Origin of the sequence: Robertmurraya kyonggiensis (assembly GCF_005116465.1) — a bacterium.
Lineage (GTDB): Bacteria > Bacillota > Bacilli > Bacillales > Cytobacillaceae > Robertmurraya > Robertmurraya kyonggiensis.
This window is the reverse complement of the sequence record NZ_SWBM01000003.1, coordinates 1-23,546: the sequence shown is the minus strand read 5'-3', so window position 1 is coordinate 23,546 and position 23,546 is coordinate 1. Positions and strand designations below refer to the sequence as shown.

Genomic DNA, 23,546 nt, shown 5'->3' with positions numbered 1-23,546 from the left:
AGTTTCATCTAGGGGGGAACAGGTTGGACAGCATACGTAGATACATGAATTTTGTTAAGCCTTATAAGTTCCAAATTTTTGGAACCATTCTTATTGGGATCTTGAAGTTTGCCATTCCACTGTTGATTCCGTTGCTCATTAAGTTTGTACTTGATGGTATCGTGCAAAACGTTGAATTAACAACGGATGAAAAAGTAGGCAAGCTCGTCATGGTCATGTCGATTATGGTTGTTATTTTTCTCATCTTACGACCACCAATTGAATATTACCGACAGTACTTTGCCCAATGGACAGCGAGTAAAATTCTATACGATATTCGCGATCAGCTTTTTACACATATTCAAAAACTAAGCTTTAAATATTACGCGAATACAAAGGCTGGAGAAGTTATCTCTCGAGTGATCAACGATGTTGAGCAGACGAAGACATTTGTTATCACAGGATTGATGAATCTATGGCTAGATGTTGCAACGATTGCCATTGCGGTTGCGATCATGATGACGATGGATATAGAATTAACGATTGTTTCCCTTATCCTCTTTCCGTTTTATGCTTTTTCTGTGCGTTACTTTTTTGGCAATTTAAGAAAGCTGACGAGAAAAAGATCGCAGGCCCTTGCAGAGGTTCAGGGGTATTTACATGAGCGTGTTCAAGGGATGCCAGTAATTAAAAGTTTTGCGATTGAAGATGAAGAGCAAAAACGATTTGATGCGCAAAACAACAACTTTTTAACAAAAGCCATTGATCATACGAAGTGGAATGCAAAGGCTTTTGCCGTCGTCAATACGATTACCGATATTGCTCCATTGCTTGTGATCGGCTTTTCTGGCTACCAGGCGATTCGAGGAGATTTATCCATCGGGGAAATGGCGGCATTCATCGCTTATATTGATCGTCTCTACAATCCTTTAAGACGCCTAGTCAATTCTTCAACTACTCTAACCCAATCGATTGCATCGATGGATAGGATGTTTGAATTAATTGATGAAAAATACGATATAGATGACAGTCCTGATGCAATTCCTTGTGAAAATGTTCGAGGACACATTCAGTTTGAGAATGTGAGTTTTTCTTATGAAGCAAATGAAGAGACCATTTTGAAAAATATTTCCCTTGATGTTAAGGAAGGGGAAACAATTGCCCTTGTTGGAATGAGTGGTGGAGGAAAGTCTTCTTTGGTAAGTCTCCTTCCGAGATTTTATGATGTCACAGAAGGAAGAATTCTTCTTGATGGAACAGATATCCGTTCTTTCAAGGTTCGTTCTTTAAGGGATAAAATCGGGATGGTTTTACAGGACAATATTCTATTTAGTGAATCCGTTAAATCAAATATTTTAATCGGAAAACCAAATGCGACTGATGAAGAAGTGATAGAAGCTGCCAAAGCTGCCAATGCACATGATTTTATTATGAATTTACCTCAAGGCTACGATACAAAAGTTGGCGAGCGTGGTGTGAAGCTTTCTGGTGGTCAGAAGCAACGTGTTGCGATTGCACGGGTATTTATTAAAAATCCGCCAATACTTGTTCTAGATGAAGCAACATCGGCATTGGACCTTGAAAGTGAACACTTATTTCAAGAGGCACTTGAAAAGCTAGCAAAGGAACGAACAACCTTTATTGTTGCCCATCGTCTATCTACGATCACCCATGCCGATCGAATTGTCCTGATTGAAAATGGTGAAATTGTCGAGATTGGCCGTCATGAGGAACTAATGGAGAAACAGGGAAATTATCATAAGTTGTTTCAAATACAACAATTAGAGCACTAAAAAGGCGCCCAAAAGGGTGTCTTTTTTTGCGCGAAAAAAGTTTATCGAAATAGTATTTTAAAGCACTAAAACCTAGCAATAATAGGGTTCTTAATCAAAATTTATATTAATGCAAAAATTTATTATTTAATAATAATTCAGATAAATAGTAGACGGATTGAGATTTTTTTTATAAAATGGACAATATTAGAAAAATCAGAAAGCAACAAAGGAAGGAGTAAAAGTGTGACTCAAGCTCCAGTTTTAGATGTAAAAGAACTAAAAACCTCTTTTTTCTCTTCAGATGGTGAAGTTCCTGCAGTAGATAATATCAGTTTCTCTGTAAACAAAGGAGAAATCCTCGGGATTGTCGGCGAATCAGGGTGTGGAAAAAGTGTAACATCCTTATCGATTATGAAGCTCATTCCTCAGCCACCAGGAAAAATCGTCGGCGGAGAAATCCTCTTAAATGGTGAAGATATCGTACCTGCTTCCGAAAAAAGAATGCGTGAAATCAGAGGAAATGATATCGCGATGATCTTTCAAGAGCCAATGACTTCATTGAACCCATTGTTCACAATCGGAAATCAGCTCGTAGAAGGGATTATTTTACATAAAAAAGTAAACAAGAAAGAGGCCTTCAAAATCGGGGTAGAGATGCTTAAGCTTGTTGGTTTGCCAAGAGCAGAGCAAATCATGAAGGAGTATCCGCATCAGTTATCAGGTGGAATGCGACAAAGGGTTATGATCGCGATGGCTCTCTCATGTGACCCGAAGCTCTTGATTGCTGATGAACCTACAACCGCATTAGACGTAACCATTCAAGCTCAAATTTTATCCTTAATGAAAAACTTAAATAAAAAACTCGATACAGCAATCATTATGATCACTCATGATTTAGGGGTTGTCGCTGAGGTTTGTCAACGAGTTATTGTTATGTACGCCGGAAAAGTCGTGGAAGAGGCTAGTGTTCGAGACATTTTTAAGAATCCAAAGCATCCGTACACAGTTGGTTTACTAGAATCAATTCCTGATGTTCGAGAGAAAAAGGAAAGACTTTATTCGATTCCAGGGAATGTACCGAAGCCAGGTGCTATCAAGCAAGGCTGCCGCTTTGCTGCACGATGTGCGAATGTACACGACCGTTGTTTCGTAGAAGATCCACCTTTATACAAAGCTGCTGATGGGCACCATGTTCGATGCTTCCTCCATGCAGCAGGAGGTGAAAATTAATGTCTGAGGTTTTATTAAAAGTAGATAAATTGAAAAAATACTTCCCGATTACTGGCGGAGTTTTAGGCAGAAAAGTTGGCGAAGTAAAGGCTGTTGACGATGTGAGCTTCTTTGTAAACAAAGGAGAGACACTCGGGCTAGTTGGGGAATCTGGCTGTGGAAAATCGACGACTGGTCGTGTCCTTATGAGATTACTAGAACCAACAGAAGGAACTGTCGAATTTGAAGGACAGGACTTAACCAAGCTGAAGGCAGAAGACATGAGACGAATGAGAAAAGAAATCCAAATGGTGTTTCAGGACCCGTTCGCTTCATTAAATCCTCGTCATACAGTGGAGAAGATTCTTGAAGAACCACTCATTGTTCATGGAGTGAAAGATAAAGAAGAGAGAAAACGTAGAGTAAGAGAAATGCTTGAGGTCGTTGGCTTGAATAGCTACCACGCAAAGCGTTATCCGCATCAATTCAGTGGTGGACAAAGACAACGTATTGGGATCGCTCGCGCGTTAATGACGAAGCCGAAGCTCATTATTGCTGATGAACCAGTATCTGCGTTGGATGTTTCCATTCAATCACAGGTTTTAAACTTACTAGAGGACTTACAAAAAGAATTCCAATTAACTTACATATTTATCGCTCATGACCTTGGTGTCGTCAAACACATAAGTGATCGTGTCGGGGTGATGTATTTAGGTAGATTAGTAGAAATTACCGAGGCAGATAAGCTTTACGAAAAGCCCTTACATCCATATACGAAGGCACTTCTAGCTTCGATTCCAATTCCAGACCCAGATGTGCAGCAGGAAAAGGAGCTATTAAAAGGAGATCTACCAAGTCCAGCAAATCCTCCACTAGGTTGTGCATTCCATACGAGATGTAGTGCATGTATGGAAGTATGTAAAACGACTAGACCAGAATTGGTGGAGATTGAGCCAAGTCATTTTGCTGCTTGTCATTTATATAACAAGTAAGCATTGATGATAAATAACAAAATAAATAGGGGGAATATCATGAAACAGCGTAAAGGTATTTGGGCATTAGTTTTGATGCTGTTGTTTTCATTAGCGTTAGTTGGCTGTAATAAATCAGCAGGCACAGATGAAAAGCCAGCTGATGAAGGTGATACAGCAGGAGAAACTTCAGGTGGACAGCTTGTATTTGGACGCGGTGGAGACTCTACTTCACTTGACCCAGCGGTAACAACTGAAGGGGAAGCTTTCAAAGTAACAAAGAATATCTATGAAACACTAATCGAATTTGGTGACCAAGATACTGAGATTCATCCAGGTCTTGCAACTGAATGGGATACAAGTGAAGATGGTTTAACACATACACTTAAGCTTCGCGAGGGTGTTAAGTTCCACGATGGAACAGATTTCAATGCAGAAGCAGTTGTATTTAACTTCGAGCGTTGGAAGGCAGGAAACGCTGAGCAGTTTTATTATTACAACTCTCAATTTGGAGATAAAATTGATTCCGTCACAGCAGTAGACGAGTACACAGTTGAATTCAAATTGAATACTCCAATCGCTCCATTCTACAAAAACTTAGCAATGTCACCATTTGGAATTGCGAGCCCAGCTGCAATCGAAGAATTTGGTGAAGATTTCTTTAAAAATCCAGTTGGTACTGGTCCATTCAAGTTTAAAGAGTGGAAGGAAAATGACTATATTACAATTGTTAAAAACGAAGAATACTGGCAAGAAGGATTACCGAAGCTTGACGAGGTTATCTTCAGGGTAATTCCTGAAAACTCTACTCGTTTGAATGAATTAGCAACAGGTGCAGTGGATTTAATCGATGGCGTGAACTTTAGTGATAAAGCAACGATCGATGCAAATCCAGATTTACAAATTTTTGAACGTCCATCTTTAAACATTGGTTACCTTGGATTAACATCAACACGCGGTCCATTAAAAGAAAAGTTAGTACGTCAAGCATTGAACCATGCTGTTAACAAGCAAGAAATCATTGATGCATTCTATGCTGGAGCAGCTGAGCCTGCAATTAACCCAATGCCACCAGTCGTTGCTGGCTATAATCCTGATGTTGCGGATTATGAGTATGATCCTGAAAAAGCAAAAGAATTACTTGCTGAAGCTGGATATCCAGATGGATTTGAGATGGAACTATGGGCTATGCCAGTTCCAAGACCATATATGCCTGAAGGACAAAAAGTAGCGGAAGCTCTTCAAAAAATGTTTGAAGAAGTTGGAGTTAAAGCGAAAATCGTCACTTATGAATGGGCTACTTACCTAGAGAAAGCTAATGCTGGGGAAGCAGATACATTCTTACTTGGTTGGACAGGTGATAATGGTGATGCAGATAACTTCTTATATGTATTATTGGACCAAGATTCAATCGGTTCTAACAACTATTCACAATATCAGAATGCTGAAGTTCATGAGCTTTTATTAAAAGCACAAGCAAGCTCTGACCAAGCTGAGCGTGAAGAGCTTTATAAGCAAGCGCAAGTCATCATTAAAGATGACGCACCTTGGATTCCTTTAGTACACTCTACACCGTTATTGGCGGGTAGTGCCAAAATCTCAAACTTCTTAGCTCATCCAACAGGTTCAGATTTCTTAGCAAACGTTGAAATCCAACAATAAGGCATGAGGAAGAGGGAGCTCGATTTTGTGACTCCCTCTTCATTATCCTGCTCATATAGAGGGCTATTTTTCCAAGCGAGATGTTTTGAGAAAGAGCCTTCTATATGAGCCTCATTCCCTTGCAAGAGAGGTGTATGTATGCTTTCCTATACAGTCAAAAGGCTTCTATCATTGATTCCAGTATTATTAGGTCTTACGCTCATTGTCTTTTTCATGATTCGTGCGATTCCAGGGAATCCGGCACAAACGATATTAGGGCAATTAGCAACAGATGAAGCGGTAGCAGCATTAACGAAACAGCTTGGACTCGATCAACCGTGGTACACACAATTTTTTCACTATCTTGGTGGTCTATTTACTGGGGATTTAGGCGAATCGTTAAGAACGAAATCTCCGATTAATGAAGAAATTTGGCCATTCCTTGCCGCAACTGCTGAGCTTGCCTTTTGTGCCATGATTATTGCGATCGTAATCGGGGTGAATGCAGGGATTATCAGTGCCTGGTTCCAAAACTCTTGGTTTGATTACGTGGCGATGATTCTTGCATTAATTGGTGTTTCGATGCCGATATTCTGGCTCGGATTAATGGAACAATGGGTATTTGCCATTAATTTAGAATGGCTCCCGACTTCAGGTAGAGAGAATGTACGTGCCCCGATTGAAACCATCACGAACTTCTATATTCTTGATACGTTGATACAAGGAAGGATGGACCAATTCTGGGTGGTTGTGAAGCATTTAGTGATGCCAAGCTTTGCCTTGGCAACGATTCCAATGGCGATCATTGCTCGTATTACTCGTTCTACGATGCTTGAGGTAATGAAGTCTGATTTCATTCGTACCGCAAGAGCGAAGGGATTAAGAATGTTTTGGGTTGTGTACAAGCATTCCTTGAAAAATGCCATTATTCCTGTACTAACGATTATCGGTCTACAAACAGGGCTCCTACTTGGAGGAGCGATTTTAACAGAAACGATTTTCAGCTGGCCTGGAATCGGACGTTATATTTATGACGCGATTAACTATCGTGATTATCCAGTAATACAATCAGGTATCTTAATTATCGCAGTTATTTTCGTGACGATTAACTTAATTGTCGATCTGCTCTATGCCGCGATTGATCCAAGGATTAAATACAATTAGTAAGGGGGAGAGAATATGGAACTTTCAACGAATAAAGAAATGCAAGTACCAATTGAACCAGCTGAAGAAAAAGCTGTCTCCCCTTGGTTAGAGGCATGGAGGAGTTTTCGAAAAAATAAATTAGCTGTCATTGGGACTTTTATTGTATTATTTTTTGTCCTTTTAGCGATTTTTGCACCATACATTGCGCCAGAAGGAATCAATGAACAGAAGCTAACGACCAGTGATCGATTACAAGCCCCTTCAAGTGAGTATTGGTTTGGGACAGATGACTTTGGACGAGATGTATTTTCAAGGGTCGTTTATGGGTCAAGAATTTCACTTTGGGTTGGCTTTTTAGCTGTTATAGGCTCAATTGTAATCGGTTGTCTACTTGGAATTGTGGCTGGTTATTATGGAAAATGGGTTGATTCAGTGATTTCAAGATTTTTTGATATATTATTGGCGTTTCCAAGTATTTTACTAGCGATTGCCATTGTAGCAGTACTCGGACCTTCCTTAAGAAATGCCTTAATTGCGATTGCAATCATTAATATTCCGAACTTCGGACGACTCATTCGCTCGCGAGTCTTAAGTGTGAAGCAAGAGGAGTTCATTATGGCTGCCAAAGCAGTAGGGATGAAGAATAGCCGGATTTTATTCCATCATGTTATGCCGAATAGTATAGCACCAATTATTGTTCAAGGGACTTTAGCGATTGCAACTGCTATTATTGAAGCTGCAGCACTAGGTTTTCTTGGACTAGGAGCAGAAGCTCCAAATCCTGAATGGGGAAAAATGCTTTCTGATGCTAGAGCATTTCTTACTCAAGCACCATGGACATTGTTTTTCCCTGGTCTAGCTATTGTACTTACCGTACTTGGATTTAACTTAATGGGTGACGGATTGCGTGACGCACTCGATCCACGCATGAAAAATTAGAACACAAAAAAGCAGCTGAAAATTCAGCTGCTTTACTCTTGTACAGGTTCCTCGATATTTACTTCATTTTCCTTCTTATGATAAGACTTAAAGCTCGTCACTAAAACATCTAAATGGTCCAGATGCTCATCGTACTCAATAATAAAGGAAATAAGCTGCATGATATGGAAGAACGTTACGTCGTATTCGTAATCAATTTCTTTTTGCTTTGCGATAAATAGACCGAATAATTCCTTGCGATTCAAGCATAGTCGATCGTCTTCACTTGTAGTCTGTGGCTTAATTTTGCCAATAAACTTCAGCATAAGTTGCTCATGTCGATCAATTAAGTAATCAAGCTGATGCTGTATTTCCAAATGAAAGTCTTCTGGTAAGTTCGTAACATCATTTTCAAAACGATGTAGTCTTTTCAGAATTTCGATTGCCTTTTTGGTTGTTGCAATCATATGTCTGTAAATGACCAGTTTTCGAGTCTTCGCAATTGTGTTCTTCTTGAAATAGCTTCGTTCCTCTTTATACATGAGATAAAGCTGATTAAGCTTTGTTAAATCGTCCTTAATTTTCTCAATATCCTTTTTTAAAAAAGTATGCTCTGACGCGTGTCGAGAATTAATTCGGATCCACTTTGTCGCTTCCTCGGTAATATTAGCAATTCTAAAGTATAGCTTGTTTTCATATTTTGGAGGTAAGAACACTAGGTTCACCACAAAAGCGGATAGAATCCCAAGCATAATCGTTAAGAATCGAATTATCGCAAACTCAATGAATCCATCTCCGGGAGCTTCCATAATCGCGATTAATGTAACGAGGGACAAGCTTATTGTATTCGAGATTTTTAATTTTAAATTAATAGTAATGACGATAATGGCTGCAAGCCCAATCATCGCAACGTTGTTTCCTAACGTGAGTACGAAGGTAACCGCAATGATGGCACCAATAATATTACCCTGAATCTGCTCAATAATCGATAGATAGGATCGATAAATGGTTGGCTGAACCGCGAAAATTGCAGCAATCCCAGCAAAAATAGGTGAAGGAAGTTCAAACACCTCAGCTAGTAAAAGTGATAATACAATTGCAATTCCCGTCTTAAATATGCGGGCACCAAGCTTCATAAATAAATATATCCTTTCTTTTACACAAAAATAACACTTCCCAGTGTGTGAGACGTGTATACATACTTTAAACTATTTTCCTTTGTTAAACAACAGAAAAAATTTCTCAACAGATGAATATAGTACTATTTGCGCATTTGGGTTTTTAATAATGTTTCCTATTTCGTCATAATTGAGTCATTCAAATAATTTTTTTGGCTAGCTCTATGGTTTAGAAAAAGCTTAAGTTTGCTGGTTTGGGAGGGTTTGCACGCCAAGATGAGAGTGAATCTGTTCAAGTTGACCGGCAAATGTGATATGTACGTCAAGATGGGGGGGAATTTAGTAAATCTGACCGACAAATGGCATTTGTACGCCAAGAAGAGGGAGAATCTGTTCAAGTTGACCGACAAATGGCATTTACACGCCAAGAAGAGGGAGAATCTGTTCAAGTTGACCGACAAATGGCATTTACACGCCAAGAAGAGGGAGAATCTGTTCGAGCTGACCGACAAATGCATGGTGGTTACCAAGTATCACCCAAAGGGAGCTATAGTTGGCAGTCAAAAACAGGCGATTACTAAACGGCACTCCATAATCTAACCGCACCCACCAAAACCAACAAACAAAAAACGCCCGCACTTTCAAATGTGCGGGCGCTCAACTAAATCATCAAATATCACTCTGTAGAAACGGAAGGGTCTGCTTGTTCCTTCACTGGAACAACTTGAACAAAGTTTTCTTCAGGTGCTTGAAGGAGAAGAGCTAATTCTACAGCTTCTTCAACCTGACCTTGTTCTTTTAACATTTCAACGTATTGACCAAGAAGCTCTGTTATATCGGAAAGTCCTTTTTCAGACAAACCTGTAAGGGAAACCTTTGCTCCTTTGGCAATTCGTCTTTGTAAGGCATCCTTTGTTAAGCCTAATTCAGGTTGATGTCTTAAGTAAACAACACCGCCAGTCATCCCTGCGCATAACCATGGACCTGGATCTCCTAATACTAAAGCACGACCATTTGTCATATATTCAAAGGCGAATCCTTTAATATTCGCTTTAGAACCAATGTTACCATGTTCAATTGCTGGAATTGGGTGCTTTACTTGACCACCGATAATGATATCAGCACCAGAAAGTCTAATTCCTGCACGAGCATCAGCATTACCTTGTGCAACTAGTAAGCCGTGTTGTGCTCCATAACCGAAGCCTTTACCAACGGAACCATTGTAGTATTGGCCGTTTTTTCCTTTAGACTTGAAGATAAGAATCTGTCCGCCAACGGAAGTTTTACCAGTACCGTCCTGAGAACCACCTGCAACTTCGATTTTAATGCCTTCGCTATTGTAAGCACCAAGACCGTTCCCTGGAATAGAGCCGTTCTTATACTTAAGCTCAACAGCAGGTAAGTTTTTGTAGGAACCATCAAGACGTCCGCGTACACGGTGGCAAGAAACACGGCTTCCTAAAACTCTTTGTTCAGAAGTTACGCTGTGATACTCACGAGATTGTTGAAGCTCTCCAACGTTGGCATCTAAGAATTCTGCACCAACTGCCATTTGAAGCTGTGTTGTTTCAGAAGCAGCAGCTGCTTCTTTTTGTTCAAACTGGCTAATATCAAGAGTTTTCAACAAGTAAGTTAAATCAAGCTGGTCTTGACCTTTAACTTGCTCAAGTAAGTCTGAGCGACCAACGATATCCTGTAAATTTTTATAGCCTAATGAAGCAGTAAGGTCTTTTAGCTCGTTCCCAAATGCCGTAAAGAGATTCATGATTCCTTGAACAGCAAGGTCTAATTGTCTTGGAACGAATCTTCTTAATCCGTGATCCTTCGCTTGAGCCTCAGACTCAATTTGCGTTGCAATACCAACGTGACAAGTATCTAAGTGACATCCACGACATGTTGTACAGCCGATTGCAATCATCGATAATGTTCCAAAACCAATGCGGTTTGCTCCTAAAAGCATAACTTTTAATACGTCCTGAGCACTCTTGATTCCGCCGTCTGCCCAAAGCTCAACATTCCCGCGAAGGCCAGCTTCAAGTAATGCATTGTGTGCAGCTTTTACGCCGATTTCTACAGGGAGCCCAACGTATTGTAGGGCATGAATTCTAGCTGCTCCAGTACCGCCGTCGAATCCACTTAAGGTAATGATATCAGCGCCGGCTTTAGCAATACCTACAGCAATTGTTCCGATGTTTGGAACAACAGGAACTTTGACAGAAACTTTTGCCTTGTCATTGGCAGTTTTTAACTCATGAATCATTTGTGCTAAATCTTCAATTGAGTAAATATCATGGTTATTAGACGGTGAAATCAAGTCAGAACCGATTGTAGCATTTCTCGCTTCAGCAATTTTTTCCGTCACCTTAGAACCAGGTAAATGTCCACCTTCTCCAGGCTTTGCCCCTTGACCAATCTTAATCTCTAGGAGATTAGAAGAATTCAAGAGTTCTGCGTTAACACCAAATCGACCAGAGGCAATTTGCTGTCCGCGTGTTCTTGGATATTTTCCAAGCATATCTTTAATTTCTCCACCCTCACCGTTGAGGCTGACCATGTTAAGACGGTCTGCACCTTCGGCATAAGCACGGAAGGCAATCTCATTTTGTGACCCGAAGGACATGGAGGAAATGATAAATGGTAAGCTATGCTCGCCAACACTAATATCTACATCATTTGCAGTGACAGCTGAACTAGATTGCTTAAATCCAGTTAAGTGACGAATCGTTGTAGGATTCTCTGTTTCTTGCTCTGTGATTTTTTCACCATAAGCAGTGTAATCTCCACTTGTAGCAACATCGCCAATCGCTTTCCAAATACGAGGGAAGAGGTTGAAAGACTTTCCAACTCTTTCTTTCTCGTTTTCATAATCTGCAGCTCTTGCAACTGCGTCTTCTTTCATCGCTTCAAAATTATAGCCAAGCTCTTCGGAACCAAAGAAGTTCACGATATTGAGCACTTTTGATACTTCTTCATTTAATCCGATGGCTGAGAAAAGTCTGCCATAGCCACGGAGCTCATGGATTCCGATAGTAGAAATGACTTTTTCCAAACCTTTAACCAATGCAGAATATAGATTCATTAACGGTTTTGTAGAATCATCGAGTACAGTCATGAACATATAATATGGGCTGATTAAGTCAGCACCAAGTCCGAACGCTAGAATAATATCATGTAAAGAGCGAATTGCAGCTGAACGTAATAAAATCGAACAATCGCGTCTAAGCTCTCCCTTCACTAACGCTTGATCAAGAGCGGAAATCACTAAGTGTGGGTCAAGCCATAATTGGTCATCCATATGAGCACGGCCATCATCCACAACGATTAGTGTCTTGCCATCTTTTACAGCAGAAACGACTTCCGTTTGAAGACGTTCTAAAGCTTCTTTTACTGTTTCTTCTTTATTAAGAGTTGCAGATAAATAAGCTGATAGATTTTCTTTTTGGAAAAGGGCTGTTACTTGATCATAGCTAGGCTGTTGCAATTCTGCTGAACATTCAAATCCTACTGCACCTTCAATAAGAAGAGGGGAAGTAAGCTCAATAACAGTACCAGTGGCATTTTTCACAAATAAAGTAGGGCGGCGACCGATAATGGTACGAGTCGAGAAATGTTCAGATTCACGATCGCGGTCGATCGCAGGGTTTGTAACAACAGCTACACTTTCCTTGATAAAATCAGCGACGTTTTTACGATTCGGATTAATCGCAGCAAGTGGTGAATCTGTACCAAGGGAACGAATAGGCTCGACACCTTTTTCAGCCATTTGTTCAAGTAACTGAATATGATCGCGCTCCCAACCAAATGCTTTGTACTGTCCGTTGTGAATTTTCTTCGGATATGTGACAGAGACCGTCTTTTCTAATTTCGGAACAGAAAGTCTCTTTCTAGCATTCTCAAGATTTACTTTTTGCGCAAATCTTTCATATACAGTCTCTTGAAAATCATTCTGCTCATATACTTTTAATACATCGCCATCCCATTTGAAACCAACCTTTTCTCCAGGAGCAAGTGGTTTCGGGTCATTGACATATTCGCTTGAAGGAATGATTCCTGGTTCTGATGAGAACAAATAAGATTTTTCAGTCTCGAGCATCCAAAGAGGACGTAATCCAAGCGCATCGACGCTAAATACAGCCTCATCGCCAAAACGAGAAATAATCCCAGCTGGTCCTTGTGCAAAATGGCCCCATGCTTCACGCATATATACATATAAATCCTGAAGATGAGTAGGGTATGCTTTGATTTCATTAATAATTGGTGGGAAAAGTAAATCCAACGCTTCAAATAACGTATAGCCATCACGACAGATAAGCGTTTCAATCGTTCTGCTTAAATCCTGTGAGTCACTGCCGTCTTTTACGAGCGGTACGCCAATCATTTTTGCTTCATCACGAAGCTTAGCAATCGTATTGATTTCGCCGTTATGTCCAAGGATTGTAAAAGGCTGTACACGATTGAAGCTTGATAATGTATTTGTTGAATAGCGGTTATGTCCTAATGTAATCGTTGAAGCGACGATTGGATTCGCAAGGTCTTCATAATATTTCGGTAAAATGTCACCTGCACCCATTACTTTATAAACAGCATGGTACTGACTAAGTGAAGCCACGTGAACAGCTTCATCTAATTCCATTTCAACCGTTAATTCAAAAAGCTTTTTAGAAAGCTCTTGACCAGTCACATCGCTTAAGCAGGCAATCTGCCAAAAAACAGGGTTCTCCTGAATAGCAATTGGTCCTAATGCAGAAGCATCTGTTACTTCTTCTGATTCAAAAAGGATGTCTAGATTATAGTTTGCAAGCTTAGTAGTTAATTTTTTCTTAATGGATTGAGGGTCATCTTTTCTACTGATAAAGATGTGACCAACGACAAATCCGTCCTGATCAACAAGACTTGGGTCACTACCGTTCTTTCTTAGTTTTTCTTTCCATAGGGCTCTTGGGATATCGACGTGAATTCCAACACCATCGCCTTCGCCGTTAATAAAACCAGCGCGATGGTTCATTGTGACAAGAGCATTAATACAATTAAATATATTTTCGCGAGTAGGAATATTGTTTTTTTCTAAAGAGGCAACAATTCCACAAGCATCGTGCTCTTGACGGTGAAATTCTTTAAAAAGTGAGGGGCTCCATTGTTGATTAGTCATTAAAAATTGGCTTATTAGGGTTGACCCTTAATAGCCGTTCACCTCCTGTAAAAATTCTTCACAAGGTCGACCATTTTACGCGGATAATTCTGTAAGAAAATCTTACAAAAATCTTCAAACCAATCTCTTATAAAATACAGTCAGACCAGGGGTTAAATGAGAGTATTCAATAGAAAATGTAAAAAACTTTGCTCTCACTTTTGGAGGTTGTCGAAAAGATAAAACAACCTAATCAAAAGTAGCCAAATAATATTCCTATTATATCATGAGAATTTTCAGAAATCAATTAATTATACAAAAAGATGGATAATTTTTTCTTCGAAAACAGGTAATAATTCCCTATAAAAACCCATAATGCAAACGGTTTCAATGTATAGACTTCTGAAAAAACGGAGCGGTATCACGCTCCGTAATGTATAAAATTTGAATATTTATTCTTCTGCAAGTTCAGAAAATGCATTTTCAACAGCATGGATGGTTGCCTCGACATCATCTGCAGTATGGGCAATTGTTAGGAACCAAGCTTCATATTTAGAAGGGGCAAGATTAATCCCGCGATGAAGCATTAGCTTGAAGAACTTCGCGAACATTTCTCCATCTGTATTCTCCGCTTGCTCGTAATTTTCGATTTTCTCGTTTGAGAAATAAACAGTAAGTGCGCCTTTTAAGCGATTGATGGTAATCGGAATATTGTGCTTCTTCGCTGCATTGGCGATACCCTCTTCAAGCAAAGCACCAAGTTCATCTAAATATTCGTATACACCGTCTTGTTTTAACACTTCTAAACAAGCAATTCCAGATAAAATGGATGCTGGGTTTCCAGCCATAGTTCCTGCTTGGTAAGCTGGACCAAGTGGAGCGACACTTTCCATGATTTCTTTCTTTCCGCCGTATGCTCCGATTGGAAGTCCGCCACCGATGATTTTCCCCATCGCTGTTAAGTCAGGTTGAATTCCTAATAGATCTTGCGCACCACCATACATAAAGCGGAATGCAGTAATAACTTCATCATAAATGACGAGTGCTCCAGCTTCGTGAGTCAGATCGTTAACTTGTTGAAGGAAGCCTTCTTTTGGCTCAACGATTCCGAAGTTCCCAACGATTGGTTCCACTAATACAGCTGCAACTTGGTCGCCCCATTTGCTAAGAGCTTCTTTAAAAGGTTCGATATCATTGAATGGAACCGTAATAACTTCTTGAGCAATACTTTTAGGAACTCCAGCAGAGTCAGGTGTTCCTAATGTAGAAGGTCCAGAACCTGCTGCTACTAAAACTAAGTCAGAGTGTCCGTGGTAGCAGCCAGCAAATTTAATGATCTTATCGCGACCTGTGTATGCACGAGCTACACGGATTGTCGTCATTACTGCTTCTGTTCCAGAGTTCACAAAACGAATTTTCTCTAAATTCGGCATTGCATCCTGAAGCATTTTCGCGAATTTTACTTCGTGAGGGGTTGGAGTACCGTATAACACTCCCGACTCAGCTGCTTTCTTAATCGCTTCTGTAATATGTGGATGAGCATGTCCTGTAATGATGGGACCGTAGGCTGCGAGATAATCGATGTACTGATTACCGTCGACATCCCAAAAATAAGCTCCTTTTGCTCTTTCCATCGCAACGGGAGCACCACCGCCAACTGCTTTATAAGAACGTGAAGGGCTATTTACCCCTCCAACTATGTATTGTAACGCTTCTTCATGAAGCCGTTCAGAATTTGTGAAATGCATATTGATCCTCCTAAAAATAATATCCATAGACCATTTTAGCACTTTTTTAAGAAGAATGTTGATTAGACAGACTGTTCTATAAAAAAGCATAAGCACGTATAAATAGAAGAGATAACTTTAGCATGAGATGAGGGATCTGATGGTATTTTACACCTCGTTAATCTTAATCGTCATTTGTATCGGAGGTAGTGTACGGCTTCTTTTTACACCGTATAAAATAAAAGGGAAGCGAGTCTCTTTAGAGAATTTTTTCTTTTTAGCTTCCATTTATGCCACAGTAATGATTAGCTTCGGCCTGATGTATATTATGTTGGAATTGCATGGTTACGCTGTATTAGATGATGGATATATTCCATCTGAGAATATATTTTTGGCCCGTTTAGAGACGGGCCTCTATTTTAGTGCCATCACGTTGTTCTCTGTTGGCTATGGAGACATCGCACCAATAGGGATTGGACGAATTATTGCTGTGTCAGAAGCATTAATTGGCTACACGATTCCTGCAGCCTTTGTAGCGCGAACGGTTTTAGATATGGAGAAGTCCTAATGCTTGTTTTTCCTTTCTTATTTCGATACGCTAAAAAATATCGTCAATCGAAACGGAGGAATACATATGACAATTGAAAAAGGTCAGTTGGCACCAGATTTTGAATTGCCGGCAAGTGATGGAAAACAGGTCAAGCTTTCCGATTTTCGCGGGAAGCATGTTGTGCTCTATTTTTACCCGAAGGATATGACACCGGGCTGTACAACAGAGGCTTGCGATTTTCGTGACCAGAATAAAAGCTTCGAGGAATTAGATGCGGTTGTATTAGGTGTGAGTCCAGATCCGGTTGCTCGCCATGAGAAATTCATCGAGAAGTATGGCTTACCATTTACTTTACTCGCTGATGAAGACCATGAAGTTGCAGAACAGTACGGAGTATGGAAGTTAAAGAAAAACTTCGGTAAAGAATACATGGGGATTGAACGTTCTACTTTTATCATTGATAAAGAAGGAAAAGTGGCACGTGTTTGGGATAAAGTAAAGGTCAGCGGACATGTGGAAGAAGCGCTGGAATTTATTAAGGGAAATTTATCGTAAAAAAACGAAGCTATCCGATTAGGGGTAGCTTCGTTTTTTTAGTTACTTAAGACTTGTTTGAAGGATTTCTAGAGAATTGTAACTTATGAAAGGTTCATGCGGACACTGTTCATAGGAATCCAGCAAATAGTGTCTCCGTGAAGAGCTCACGAGGACACTATAAGAGTAAACAACCAAATAGTGTCCGCATGTCATGAATGCCTCCATTCATTAACCGAACTTTACGTATATCCTATGAATTCCTATTCGAGAACTCTTGATTTAATCCACGGGTCGATTTCTTCCACTTTCATTGGCTTACTATAATAATAGCCTTGCATGATGTTGCAACCCAATTGAGTCAATGACTCAATTTGTTCCTGACTTTCCACACCTTCAGCAATAACATCCAAGTTGAGATCGGAGGCCATCAATAGAATAGCGTTGATAATAGCACGTTTACTGGAGGTTTCAAGATCGTTGGTAAAAAGTCGGTCTAATTTCAGAGAATCTATAGGGATTCGATCAAGTAAACCGATGGACGAATAACCTGTACCGAAATCGTCCATCGAGACTTTCACTCCAAGAGAACGAATGGCGTGAAGTTGGCGGATGATATCATCAATATCTAAAAAGACCATGGATTCAGTGATTTCTAATTCTAACAGATGTGGATCTAATACAGTTTTTTCTAACACATCTTTTACGAAATTAATCAATGTATCTGTTTGAAAAAGTCGAATGGAGATATTAACTGAAATCGGGTTAACGCATCCCCGACTTTTCCATTTCTTACATTGACGGCAAGCTTCATTTAATGTCCATTTTGTTAGTGAAACGATAAGCCCTGTTTCTTCGGCAATGGGAATAAATTCACCAGGTGAAACCACACCTAATCGTGGATGGTTCCAACGGAGTAAAGCCTCAAATCCTACTAAACTATTTGTTTGAACATTCCATTTTGGTTGATAGACAACATAAAACTGTCCAGCCTCTATAGCCCACTGCATGTCCTTTTGCAATTCCATTTTTCGAAGCTCGGTGTTACCAGTTTGTTCATTATATACTTGATATTGATTCTTTCCGGAGTTCTTTGCTGTATACATGGCTGTATCTGCAGTCTTAAGAAGCATGGCTCGGTCATGGTTCTTGATGGAACTAATACTAATCCCGATGCTTCCGGTAATATAAAGTTCATTCCCCTCAATTCGATAGACTTCCTTAATGCTTTCCAAAATATCGGTAGCTAATTTCTCTGCTTGTTCTTGATTGCTGTTTTCAACGATAAACAAGAACTCATCTCCACCAATTCGATAAGCTTGTTGTCCGTTCTTCATAAATCTACGTAAGCGGCAACCAACCTCTTTTAAAAGAATATCTCCAATATTGTGGCCCAACGTATCATTAATTACCTTAAATTGATCCAAATCGATAAATAAAACAGCAAAACTTTTGTTCCCGACATACGTATCGAAAAAACGATTCATTTCGTTACGGTTAGGTAAACCGGTGATATTATCCTGATACGCCATTTTCTCTAATATAGTGCGGTCGAAGAATACGGCAGCCCAAGAGATAAATAAGATTAACACTATCGTTATAGTAACTCCGTACAATAAAAAAAGATTCACAGAGGAGTGGGAATCCATTACTATCTCGTGATGAGAATGGAATTTAGTTGCTTTCATCCCTGTGTAATGCATCCCGCCAATCGCGAATCCCATTGTAATGGCGGATAACCATTTTAACCAACTAGTTGATGATTGGCTTCGGAAACGCAAGAATAAGAATAAAGCTGAATAAGACGCGACTAAAGCAATAATTGCGGATAGGAGCCATAGATTCCGGTCGTAAGTCATTTCCATCGGCATGATCATGGCTTCCATGCCCATATAATGCATCGTCACAATACCGCTGCCCATGATAAGGCCGCCGATCACCATTTTGAACCAATTGTTTTTCGGTTCTTTCGTAATATAAAAGGCAATAAACGAGGACAGGAAACTAGCTAACATAGAAAGGGAGGTAAGGACCCCATCGTATTTGACATCCATAGGAAAATGGAAGGCAAGCATGCCGACAAAATGCATAGACCAGATGCCACCACCCATAGTGAGGGAGCCACCCAATAACCAGAAAAGTCGATGTTTTCCTCGCGTATGTGCTACCTTTGCTGAAATACTTAAAGCTGAATAAGATGCTAAAATTGCGATTGCTATTGATAAGATGACAATCGAGTAGTTGTAACTTCCTTCAAAATACATTCCGTTTTCTCCTTGTTGATTCATTTCTTTCTATATCTAGCAAATCATTAAATTAAAAGAGTAGTACAAGTTATTTTATGTCATACTTTCGAACTAAACAATTCTTTTTTGCGCCAAAGAGAGGTGTTTCTGCGACAAGATAAACAGTAAGGGAGTGCTATTATATAGGTATCTATCAAATAGCTCCTATTATTTGCCACCTTATTTTTACGGAAATTAAATAAAATAGAGTGTGATTCGATGTTATCATAAAGAAAGATGTACTATGTAGAAAAGCATACAAGCTGGTTTCCGACGTGCTTGCGGAATGCCTCAGACTTCAAGTTATTGCTAACTTAATATATTTTTTAGGAATTTTTTCAAAAAAATGAAGTAATTAGGGCTTCTCATACGTCTATTAATTATGTACTTATTTATTCTTTTAAAAATTTATATAGGTAGGTGAAAAAGTGGCCGAAAAAACAGTCTATATTCTCCTAACAGATACAGGTACATGGTTTTCGGAAATGATTAAGCTCTATACAAGATTTCCTTATAATCATGTCTCAATCGCTTTAGATGAAGAGTTAAATGATATTTATAGCTTTGGCAGAAAAGTGTACAATAACCCTTTTTCAGCTGGATTTGTGAAAGAACGAATGGATCAAGGTGTCTTTTTTCATCGAAAGGAAACGAAATGTGTCTTGTACAAGCTCACGGTTAATGAAGAGCAGTATGATCGGTTATTAAAAATCATTTACCAGTTTGAAAGCTTCGCAGCGAATTATCGTTACAATTTAATCGGGATTTTTGCGATCGCGATGAACATGAAACTGAAAAGGGATAACGCATATACGTGCTCACAGTTTGTGGCCACGGTTTTAAAGAAGAGTGGTTTGCATCTGATGAAAAAATGCCCAGAACTTATACGACCAGATGATTTTGTGGATATTCCGATTTTAGAACTTATATATGAAGGAAAGCTTCATGAATATCCTGCGTTTGAACAAGAGACAAATACTTTTAGAGTAACAAATGTTGTAGGAGTATAAAGTTATTGCTATTATTGCCTATTTTTCTTATTTTGTGCGTATGTCCACTCCGATAAACAAGTTTTGAATATGTATGTATTAGGGCATACCTCCTCAGACAAATGTTGCTTGCAGGTCATAACTGACCTGCTCTTTTTATGTGGAAAATTCGATGTGATTTTTGGTGGAAATTTTCTGACCTTTTTCACCTTTGTTTTGCTACAAACGATTATAATAGAAGAAAAAAGGGGGATCGTCCATGAAGATTGTTTCATCACTTTTACCTGAACAGGCATTACAAAAAGATATCCAGGAGAAATTTCCTGAAATCCAATTTCAATTTTTAAAAGGGATGAAGAATGCTTTCGAAAGCTTTCAAGAAGCGGAAGTCTTTATTACATATGGAGAAGATTTAACAGAGGATCACATTCATTCTGCACGCAACCTTAAATGGATAATGGTGATGTCTGCCGGATTGGAAAAAATGCCTCTAGCTGCTTGCGCAGAAAAAGGAATACTTGTGACAAATGCGCGAGGAGTTCATAAGATTCCAATGGCGGAGTTTACACTAGGGTCGATGCTTCAGTATGTAAAACAAACAAAGCTGATTGCAGAGAGAGAAATAGAAGAGAACTGGGACAGAAAAATTCCGATGGCTGAGTTATGTGGAAAGACGATTCTTATTTTAGGTGTTGGAGCGATCGGTGGAGAAATTGCTCGATTAGCGAAAGTGTTCCGAATGAACACAATTGGTGTGAACCGCAGCGGAGAGCCGGTAGACTATGTGGATGAATTGTATACAATGAAGGAAGTGCTCAAAATAATAGAAAAGGCTGACTTTATTGTATCTGTTTTGCCAAGTACAAATGAAACGTCGAATTTCTTAACATATGAACATTTTCAAGCAATGAAAAATACGGCGGTTTTTATCAATATCGGCAGGGGAGATTTAGTTAAGAACGAAACACTTGTAAAAGCTTTGGAGAATAATGAAATTGCTCATACTTACTTAGATGTATTTGAGCAGGAACCATTACCAAAAGGGCATCCGTTCTGGAAGTTGGAAAATGTAACAGTAACGCCACACTTATCAAGTATAACCAAGAATTATTTACCAAGAGCTTTTGAAATATTTGAGCAGAATCTACATACATATAATAAAAAAGGTGGAAAATTTATAAATCGAATTGATTTATCAAGGGGGTATTAGTGAGATATTCATACATCAAAGGTTGATATATTGACAAAAGTCGTTGTTTCCTAGTACACTATTTATAAATATTATAAAGTAAGAATTTATACTAGAAAAGAGGTGGCATGGCGGTGTCACATAATGAATTAAAAGAAGCGCTTGATACCTTAAAAGGAACTGGAGTTAGAATAACTCCACAACGTCATGCGATACTTGAATATTTAATAAGCTCGATGTCACATCCAACTGCTGATGATATTTATAAAGCGTTGGAAGGGAAATTTCCAAATATGAGTGTGGCAACAGTTTACAACAATTTAAGAGTATTTCGTGAAGTTGGACTAGTGAAAGAATTAACGTATGGGGATTCTTCTAGTCGGTTCGATTTTATTACCACTCAACATTATCATGTTATTTGTGAATCTTGCGGTAAAATTGTGGATTTCCATTATCCTGGTTTGGATGAAGTGGAACACCTTGCTTCACACGTAACTGGCTTTAAAGTAAGCCATCATAGAATGGAAATTTACGGTACATGTCCTGATTGCTCAGCAAAAGACGCGCATTAACTGATAGTTGAAGCTATCAGTTATTTTTTTAGTGATTGATAAAAAGATAAAAAAACAACTCGGCGCAATTGACCGAGTTGTTTTCCATTTCATGAACAAACTATATGTTTAGGATTCAACATTCTTTTTACTGTTATATTTTTCGTCAAAATCTACACCTTCAAGATTTGGGTCGAGAGTCAATGGTTCATTGCAATGCATGCAAATATCTACTCGACCAAGAATCTTAGTAGGCTTTTCACAGTTTGGACATTTAACCTGTACAGTTCTCGTTGAGAGCATGCCGATCCAAAAATAAACGACTGTACTAGCAATAATAGACAGTAAGCCTAATAACATAAAGATTGTCATTAAAATGGCTGATTGTCTAAAAAATATTCCGAGATACATAACAATGAATCCAATAAAAACTAAACTTAATGCAAATGTGCGGATTTTATTAATTTTACTTGAATATTTAGCCATAATCGAACCCTCCTAAAACAATACTATACCATCTAGAAGCTATGAAATAAATGGTAATGAAGCACGGGTGTCGAAATATGTCTAGAATTTAAGCAGGAAATCAATTAGAATTGTCGAAGATATAGGCTAACAATAAAATGGGGGGAATGATGATGGAAGGCATTCTTCGTCCGATATATCAAGAACGGGCAAGTCATCCGAACACGCTTGGTGTATTAACAATAGAAAAGAACCAACATTCAATACCGACAACAGATACATTTGATACTGTCCTATTAATCATTGTAAGTGAAGCAGAACAACCACTGTTTGTTAAACATTACACATATGAAGGCAAGAAAGCTGCGCTTCATATCGTAACAGAGAAAAAACTAAGAGAGTGGATTCTGCTTGGTTCGAACAGAAGAATATTTGATTGGCTCTATAACGGAAAAGTGGTATTTGATCGAAATGAATTTTTAGCGGAGTTAAAAGAGGAAATGAAAGAGTTCCCTTTTTACGGCCGTAAAATTAAGATGGGCTTAGAATTTGCAAAACTCATTCGTAGATATATGGATGGGAAAGCATTTTTTGAAAATCAGCATTATCTGGATGCCTATAATCATGTGATTCATTCCTTGCATCATTTAGCAAGGTTGTCTGTGATTGAAAATGGATTCCACCCAGAGGTTACTGTCTGGAATCAGGTAAAACAAATTGAACCAGAGATTTACAAGCTTTATGTGGAGCTTGTAAATAGTGATGAAACGATGGAAAAACGCCTTGAGCTTCTTTTCTTAGCGAGTGAATTTCTCATTTATTCACGAACAAAGGTAGGGATTGCGCATTTAATCGATGTTCTTGAAGAACGTGAATACTGGACGTTTAATGATATGATCACACATGACGAGTTAGTTGAGTATTCTGTGGATCTAGGGATTTTGCTGGAGTATTTAATTGACCGTGGATTCATTAATGTAAAGAATGTAGAAACCAAAGGGCAGGGTGTATTCCACCGATATTATTTTGTTGCGAAAAAATTATCCTAGAAAAACATCAAAAAGGGTTGACCTTTGCTGAAATACTTGTTATATTAATATCCGTCGCTAAGAAATGTATTGAAAATTACTTTTCTAGATGACGGATTTCTTTTTAAAAAGATGTTGACACTAACGACGTCACATGTTATATTAAGAAAGTCGCTTCTGAGCGATGGTGATAATTTTCTTTTTAGGAAAATTCATCCTTGCACTTTGAAAACTAAACAAATCATACGTCAACGTTAGTTTTATTTTAATGAAAAATATTTTCGCTAACGCGAAAAATTTTAGAGCTAATTCTTACTCTTTATTGGAGAGTTTGATCCTGGCT

Annotated in this window: 18 protein-coding genes; 13 read left to right on the top strand and 5 right to left on the bottom strand. The window is 38.9% G+C overall.

What is annotated here, in order from left to right; all coding sequences use genetic code 11:
* Window positions 1–23: 23 nt before the first annotated feature.
* The 6 genes from FA727_RS13845 (at window position 24) to FA727_RS13820 (ending at window position 7,660) form a co-directional block, all read left to right on the top strand.
* The gene (locus FA727_RS13845) at window positions 24–1,772 is read left to right on the top strand and encodes an ABC transporter ATP-binding protein (RefSeq protein ID WP_136831788.1); all 1,749 of its coding nucleotides are present in this window, start codon (window positions 24–26) and stop codon (window positions 1,770–1,772) included.
* Window positions 1,773–1,997: 225 nt separating this feature from the next.
* Window positions 1,998–2,984, top strand: coding sequence for an ABC transporter ATP-binding protein (locus tag FA727_RS13840; RefSeq protein ID WP_126410884.1), 987 nt, complete (start codon window positions 1,998–2,000; stop codon window positions 2,982–2,984).
* A complete protein-coding gene (locus tag FA727_RS13835; protein ID WP_136831786.1) occupies window positions 2,984–3,955 on the top strand; it encodes an ABC transporter ATP-binding protein in 972 nt (323 codons plus the stop codon). The genes FA727_RS13840 and FA727_RS13835 overlap by 1 nt, the downstream gene beginning before the upstream one ends.
* Window positions 3,956–3,994: 39 nt before the next feature.
* Window positions 3,995–5,596: an ABC transporter substrate-binding protein gene (locus tag FA727_RS13830; RefSeq protein ID WP_136831784.1), complete on the top strand. Its 1,602-nt coding sequence runs from the start codon at window positions 3,995–3,997 to the stop codon at window positions 5,594–5,596.
* Between the two features lie 138 nt (window positions 5,597–5,734).
* Window positions 5,735–6,739 (top strand): ABC transporter permease, encoded by a 1,005-nt coding sequence (locus FA727_RS13825; protein WP_136831782.1) that lies wholly within the window; start codon window positions 5,735–5,737, stop codon window positions 6,737–6,739.
* Window positions 6,740–6,754: 15 nt separating this feature from the next.
* The gene (locus FA727_RS13820) at window positions 6,755–7,660 is read left to right on the top strand and encodes an ABC transporter permease (RefSeq protein WP_136831780.1); all 906 of its coding nucleotides are present in this window, start codon (window positions 6,755–6,757) and stop codon (window positions 7,658–7,660) included.
* Window positions 7,661–7,692: 32 nt separating this feature from the next.
* Here the strand turns inward: FA727_RS13820 and FA727_RS13815 are convergent, their stop codons facing one another.
* A complete protein-coding gene (locus tag FA727_RS13815; RefSeq protein ID WP_136831778.1) occupies window positions 7,693–8,775 on the bottom strand; it encodes an FUSC family protein in 1,083 nt (360 codons plus the stop codon).
* Window positions 8,776–9,116: 341 nt separating this feature from the next.
* On the opposite strand from FA727_RS13815, the gene FA727_RS13810 reads away from it, so the two are divergent.
* A complete protein-coding gene (locus FA727_RS13810) occupies window positions 9,117–9,338 on the top strand; it encodes a hypothetical protein (protein WP_136831776.1) in 222 nt (73 codons plus the stop codon).
* A 95-nt stretch (window positions 9,339–9,433) separates the two neighbouring features.
* On the opposite strand, the gene FA727_RS13805 is transcribed toward FA727_RS13810, so the two are convergent.
* Window positions 9,434–13,906: a glutamate synthase-related protein gene (locus tag FA727_RS13805; protein ID WP_136831774.1), complete on the bottom strand. Its 4,473-nt coding sequence runs from the start codon at window positions 13,904–13,906 to the stop codon at window positions 9,434–9,436.
* Between the two features lie 431 nt (window positions 13,907–14,337).
* Window positions 14,338–15,633 carry a glutamate-1-semialdehyde 2,1-aminomutase gene (locus tag FA727_RS13800; RefSeq protein ID WP_136831772.1) on the bottom strand — a complete coding sequence of 432 codons (1,296 nt, stop codon included), beginning with the start codon at window positions 15,631–15,633 and terminating at the stop codon, window positions 14,338–14,340.
* 139 nt (window positions 15,634–15,772) lie between these two features.
* Here FA727_RS13800 and FA727_RS13795 point away from each other — a divergent pair, with 139 nt between their 5' ends.
* Window positions 15,773–16,180, top strand: coding sequence for a potassium channel family protein (locus tag FA727_RS13795; protein WP_136831770.1), 408 nt, complete (start codon window positions 15,773–15,775; stop codon window positions 16,178–16,180).
* Between the two features lie 66 nt (window positions 16,181–16,246).
* Window positions 16,247–16,717, top strand: coding sequence for a thioredoxin-dependent thiol peroxidase (bcp, locus tag FA727_RS13790; protein WP_136831768.1), 471 nt, complete (start codon window positions 16,247–16,249; stop codon window positions 16,715–16,717).
* A 242-nt stretch (window positions 16,718–16,959) separates the two neighbouring features.
* On the opposite strand, the gene FA727_RS13785 is transcribed toward bcp, so the two are convergent.
* Window positions 16,960–18,984: a bifunctional diguanylate cyclase/phosphodiesterase gene (locus FA727_RS13785; protein WP_246041889.1), complete on the bottom strand. Its 2,025-nt coding sequence runs from the start codon at window positions 18,982–18,984 to the stop codon at window positions 16,960–16,962.
* 425 nt (window positions 18,985–19,409) lie between these two features.
* Between FA727_RS13785 and FA727_RS13780 the strand changes: the two genes are divergently transcribed.
* From FA727_RS13780 to perR, 3 genes are all read left to right on the top strand, one after another.
* On the top strand, window positions 19,410–19,991 hold the full coding sequence (locus FA727_RS13780; RefSeq protein WP_136831764.1) for a hypothetical protein: 582 nt from the start codon (window positions 19,410–19,412) through the stop codon (window positions 19,989–19,991).
* 238 nt (window positions 19,992–20,229) lie between these two features.
* Window positions 20,230–21,180 (top strand): D-2-hydroxyacid dehydrogenase, encoded by a 951-nt coding sequence (locus FA727_RS13775; RefSeq protein WP_136831762.1) that lies wholly within the window; start codon window positions 20,230–20,232, stop codon window positions 21,178–21,180.
* Between the two features lie 113 nt (window positions 21,181–21,293).
* Window positions 21,294–21,731 (top strand): peroxide-responsive transcriptional repressor PerR, encoded by a 438-nt coding sequence (perR, locus tag FA727_RS13770; protein WP_170209270.1) that lies wholly within the window; start codon window positions 21,294–21,296, stop codon window positions 21,729–21,731.
* A 108-nt stretch (window positions 21,732–21,839) separates the two neighbouring features.
* Here the strand turns inward: perR and FA727_RS13765 are convergent, their stop codons facing one another.
* Complete coding sequence (locus tag FA727_RS13765) at window positions 21,840–22,196, bottom strand: YgzB family protein (protein WP_136831760.1); 357 nt, start codon at window positions 22,194–22,196, stop codon at window positions 21,840–21,842.
* Between the two features lie 152 nt (window positions 22,197–22,348).
* On the opposite strand from FA727_RS13765, the gene FA727_RS13760 reads away from it, so the two are divergent.
* On the top strand, window positions 22,349–23,224 hold the full coding sequence (locus tag FA727_RS13760; RefSeq protein WP_136831758.1) for a nucleotidyltransferase-like protein: 876 nt from the start codon (window positions 22,349–22,351) through the stop codon (window positions 23,222–23,224).
* The last annotated feature ends 322 nt before the right edge of the window (window positions 23,225–23,546 follow it).

What these genes read in the sequence shown, in the direction of transcription:
- FA727_RS13835 (WP_136831786.1), top strand. Translation starts at nt 2,984, where the DNA reads ATGTCTGAGGTTTTATTAAAAGTAGATAAATTGAAAAAATACTTCCCG.
- FA727_RS13830 (WP_136831784.1), top strand. Translation starts at nt 3,995, where the DNA reads ATGAAACAGCGTAAAGGTATTTGGGCATTAGTTTTGATGCTGTTGTTT.
- FA727_RS13825 (WP_136831782.1), top strand. Translation starts at nt 5,735, where the DNA reads ATGCTTTCCTATACAGTCAAAAGGCTTCTATCATTGATTCCAGTATTA.
- FA727_RS13820 (WP_136831780.1), top strand. Translation starts at nt 6,755, where the DNA reads ATGGAACTTTCAACGAATAAAGAAATGCAAGTACCAATTGAACCAGCT.
- FA727_RS13815 (WP_136831778.1), bottom strand. Translation starts at nt 8,775, where the DNA reads ATGAAGCTTGGTGCCCGCATATTTAAGACGGGAATTGCAATTGTATTA.
- FA727_RS13810 (WP_136831776.1), top strand. Translation starts at nt 9,117, where the DNA reads ATGGCATTTGTACGCCAAGAAGAGGGAGAATCTGTTCAAGTTGACCGA.
- FA727_RS13805 (WP_136831774.1), bottom strand. Translation starts at nt 13,906, where the DNA reads ATGACTAATCAACAATGGAGCCCCTCACTTTTTAAAGAATTTCACCGT.
- FA727_RS13800 (WP_136831772.1), bottom strand. Translation starts at nt 15,633, where the DNA reads ATGCATTTCACAAATTCTGAACGGCTTCATGAAGAAGCGTTACAATAC.
- FA727_RS13795 (WP_136831770.1), top strand. Translation starts at nt 15,773, where the DNA reads ATGGTATTTTACACCTCGTTAATCTTAATCGTCATTTGTATCGGAGGT.
- bcp (WP_136831768.1), top strand. Translation starts at nt 16,247, where the DNA reads ATGACAATTGAAAAAGGTCAGTTGGCACCAGATTTTGAATTGCCGGCA.
- FA727_RS13785 (WP_246041889.1), bottom strand. Translation starts at nt 18,984, where the DNA reads ATGAATCAACAAGGAGAAAACGGAATGTATTTTGAAGGAAGTTACAAC.
- FA727_RS13775 (WP_136831762.1), top strand. Translation starts at nt 20,230, where the DNA reads ATGAAGATTGTTTCATCACTTTTACCTGAACAGGCATTACAAAAAGAT.
- FA727_RS13765 (WP_136831760.1), bottom strand. Translation starts at nt 22,196, where the DNA reads ATGGCTAAATATTCAAGTAAAATTAATAAAATCCGCACATTTGCATTA.
- FA727_RS13760 (WP_136831758.1), top strand. Translation starts at nt 22,349, where the DNA reads ATGGAAGGCATTCTTCGTCCGATATATCAAGAACGGGCAAGTCATCCG.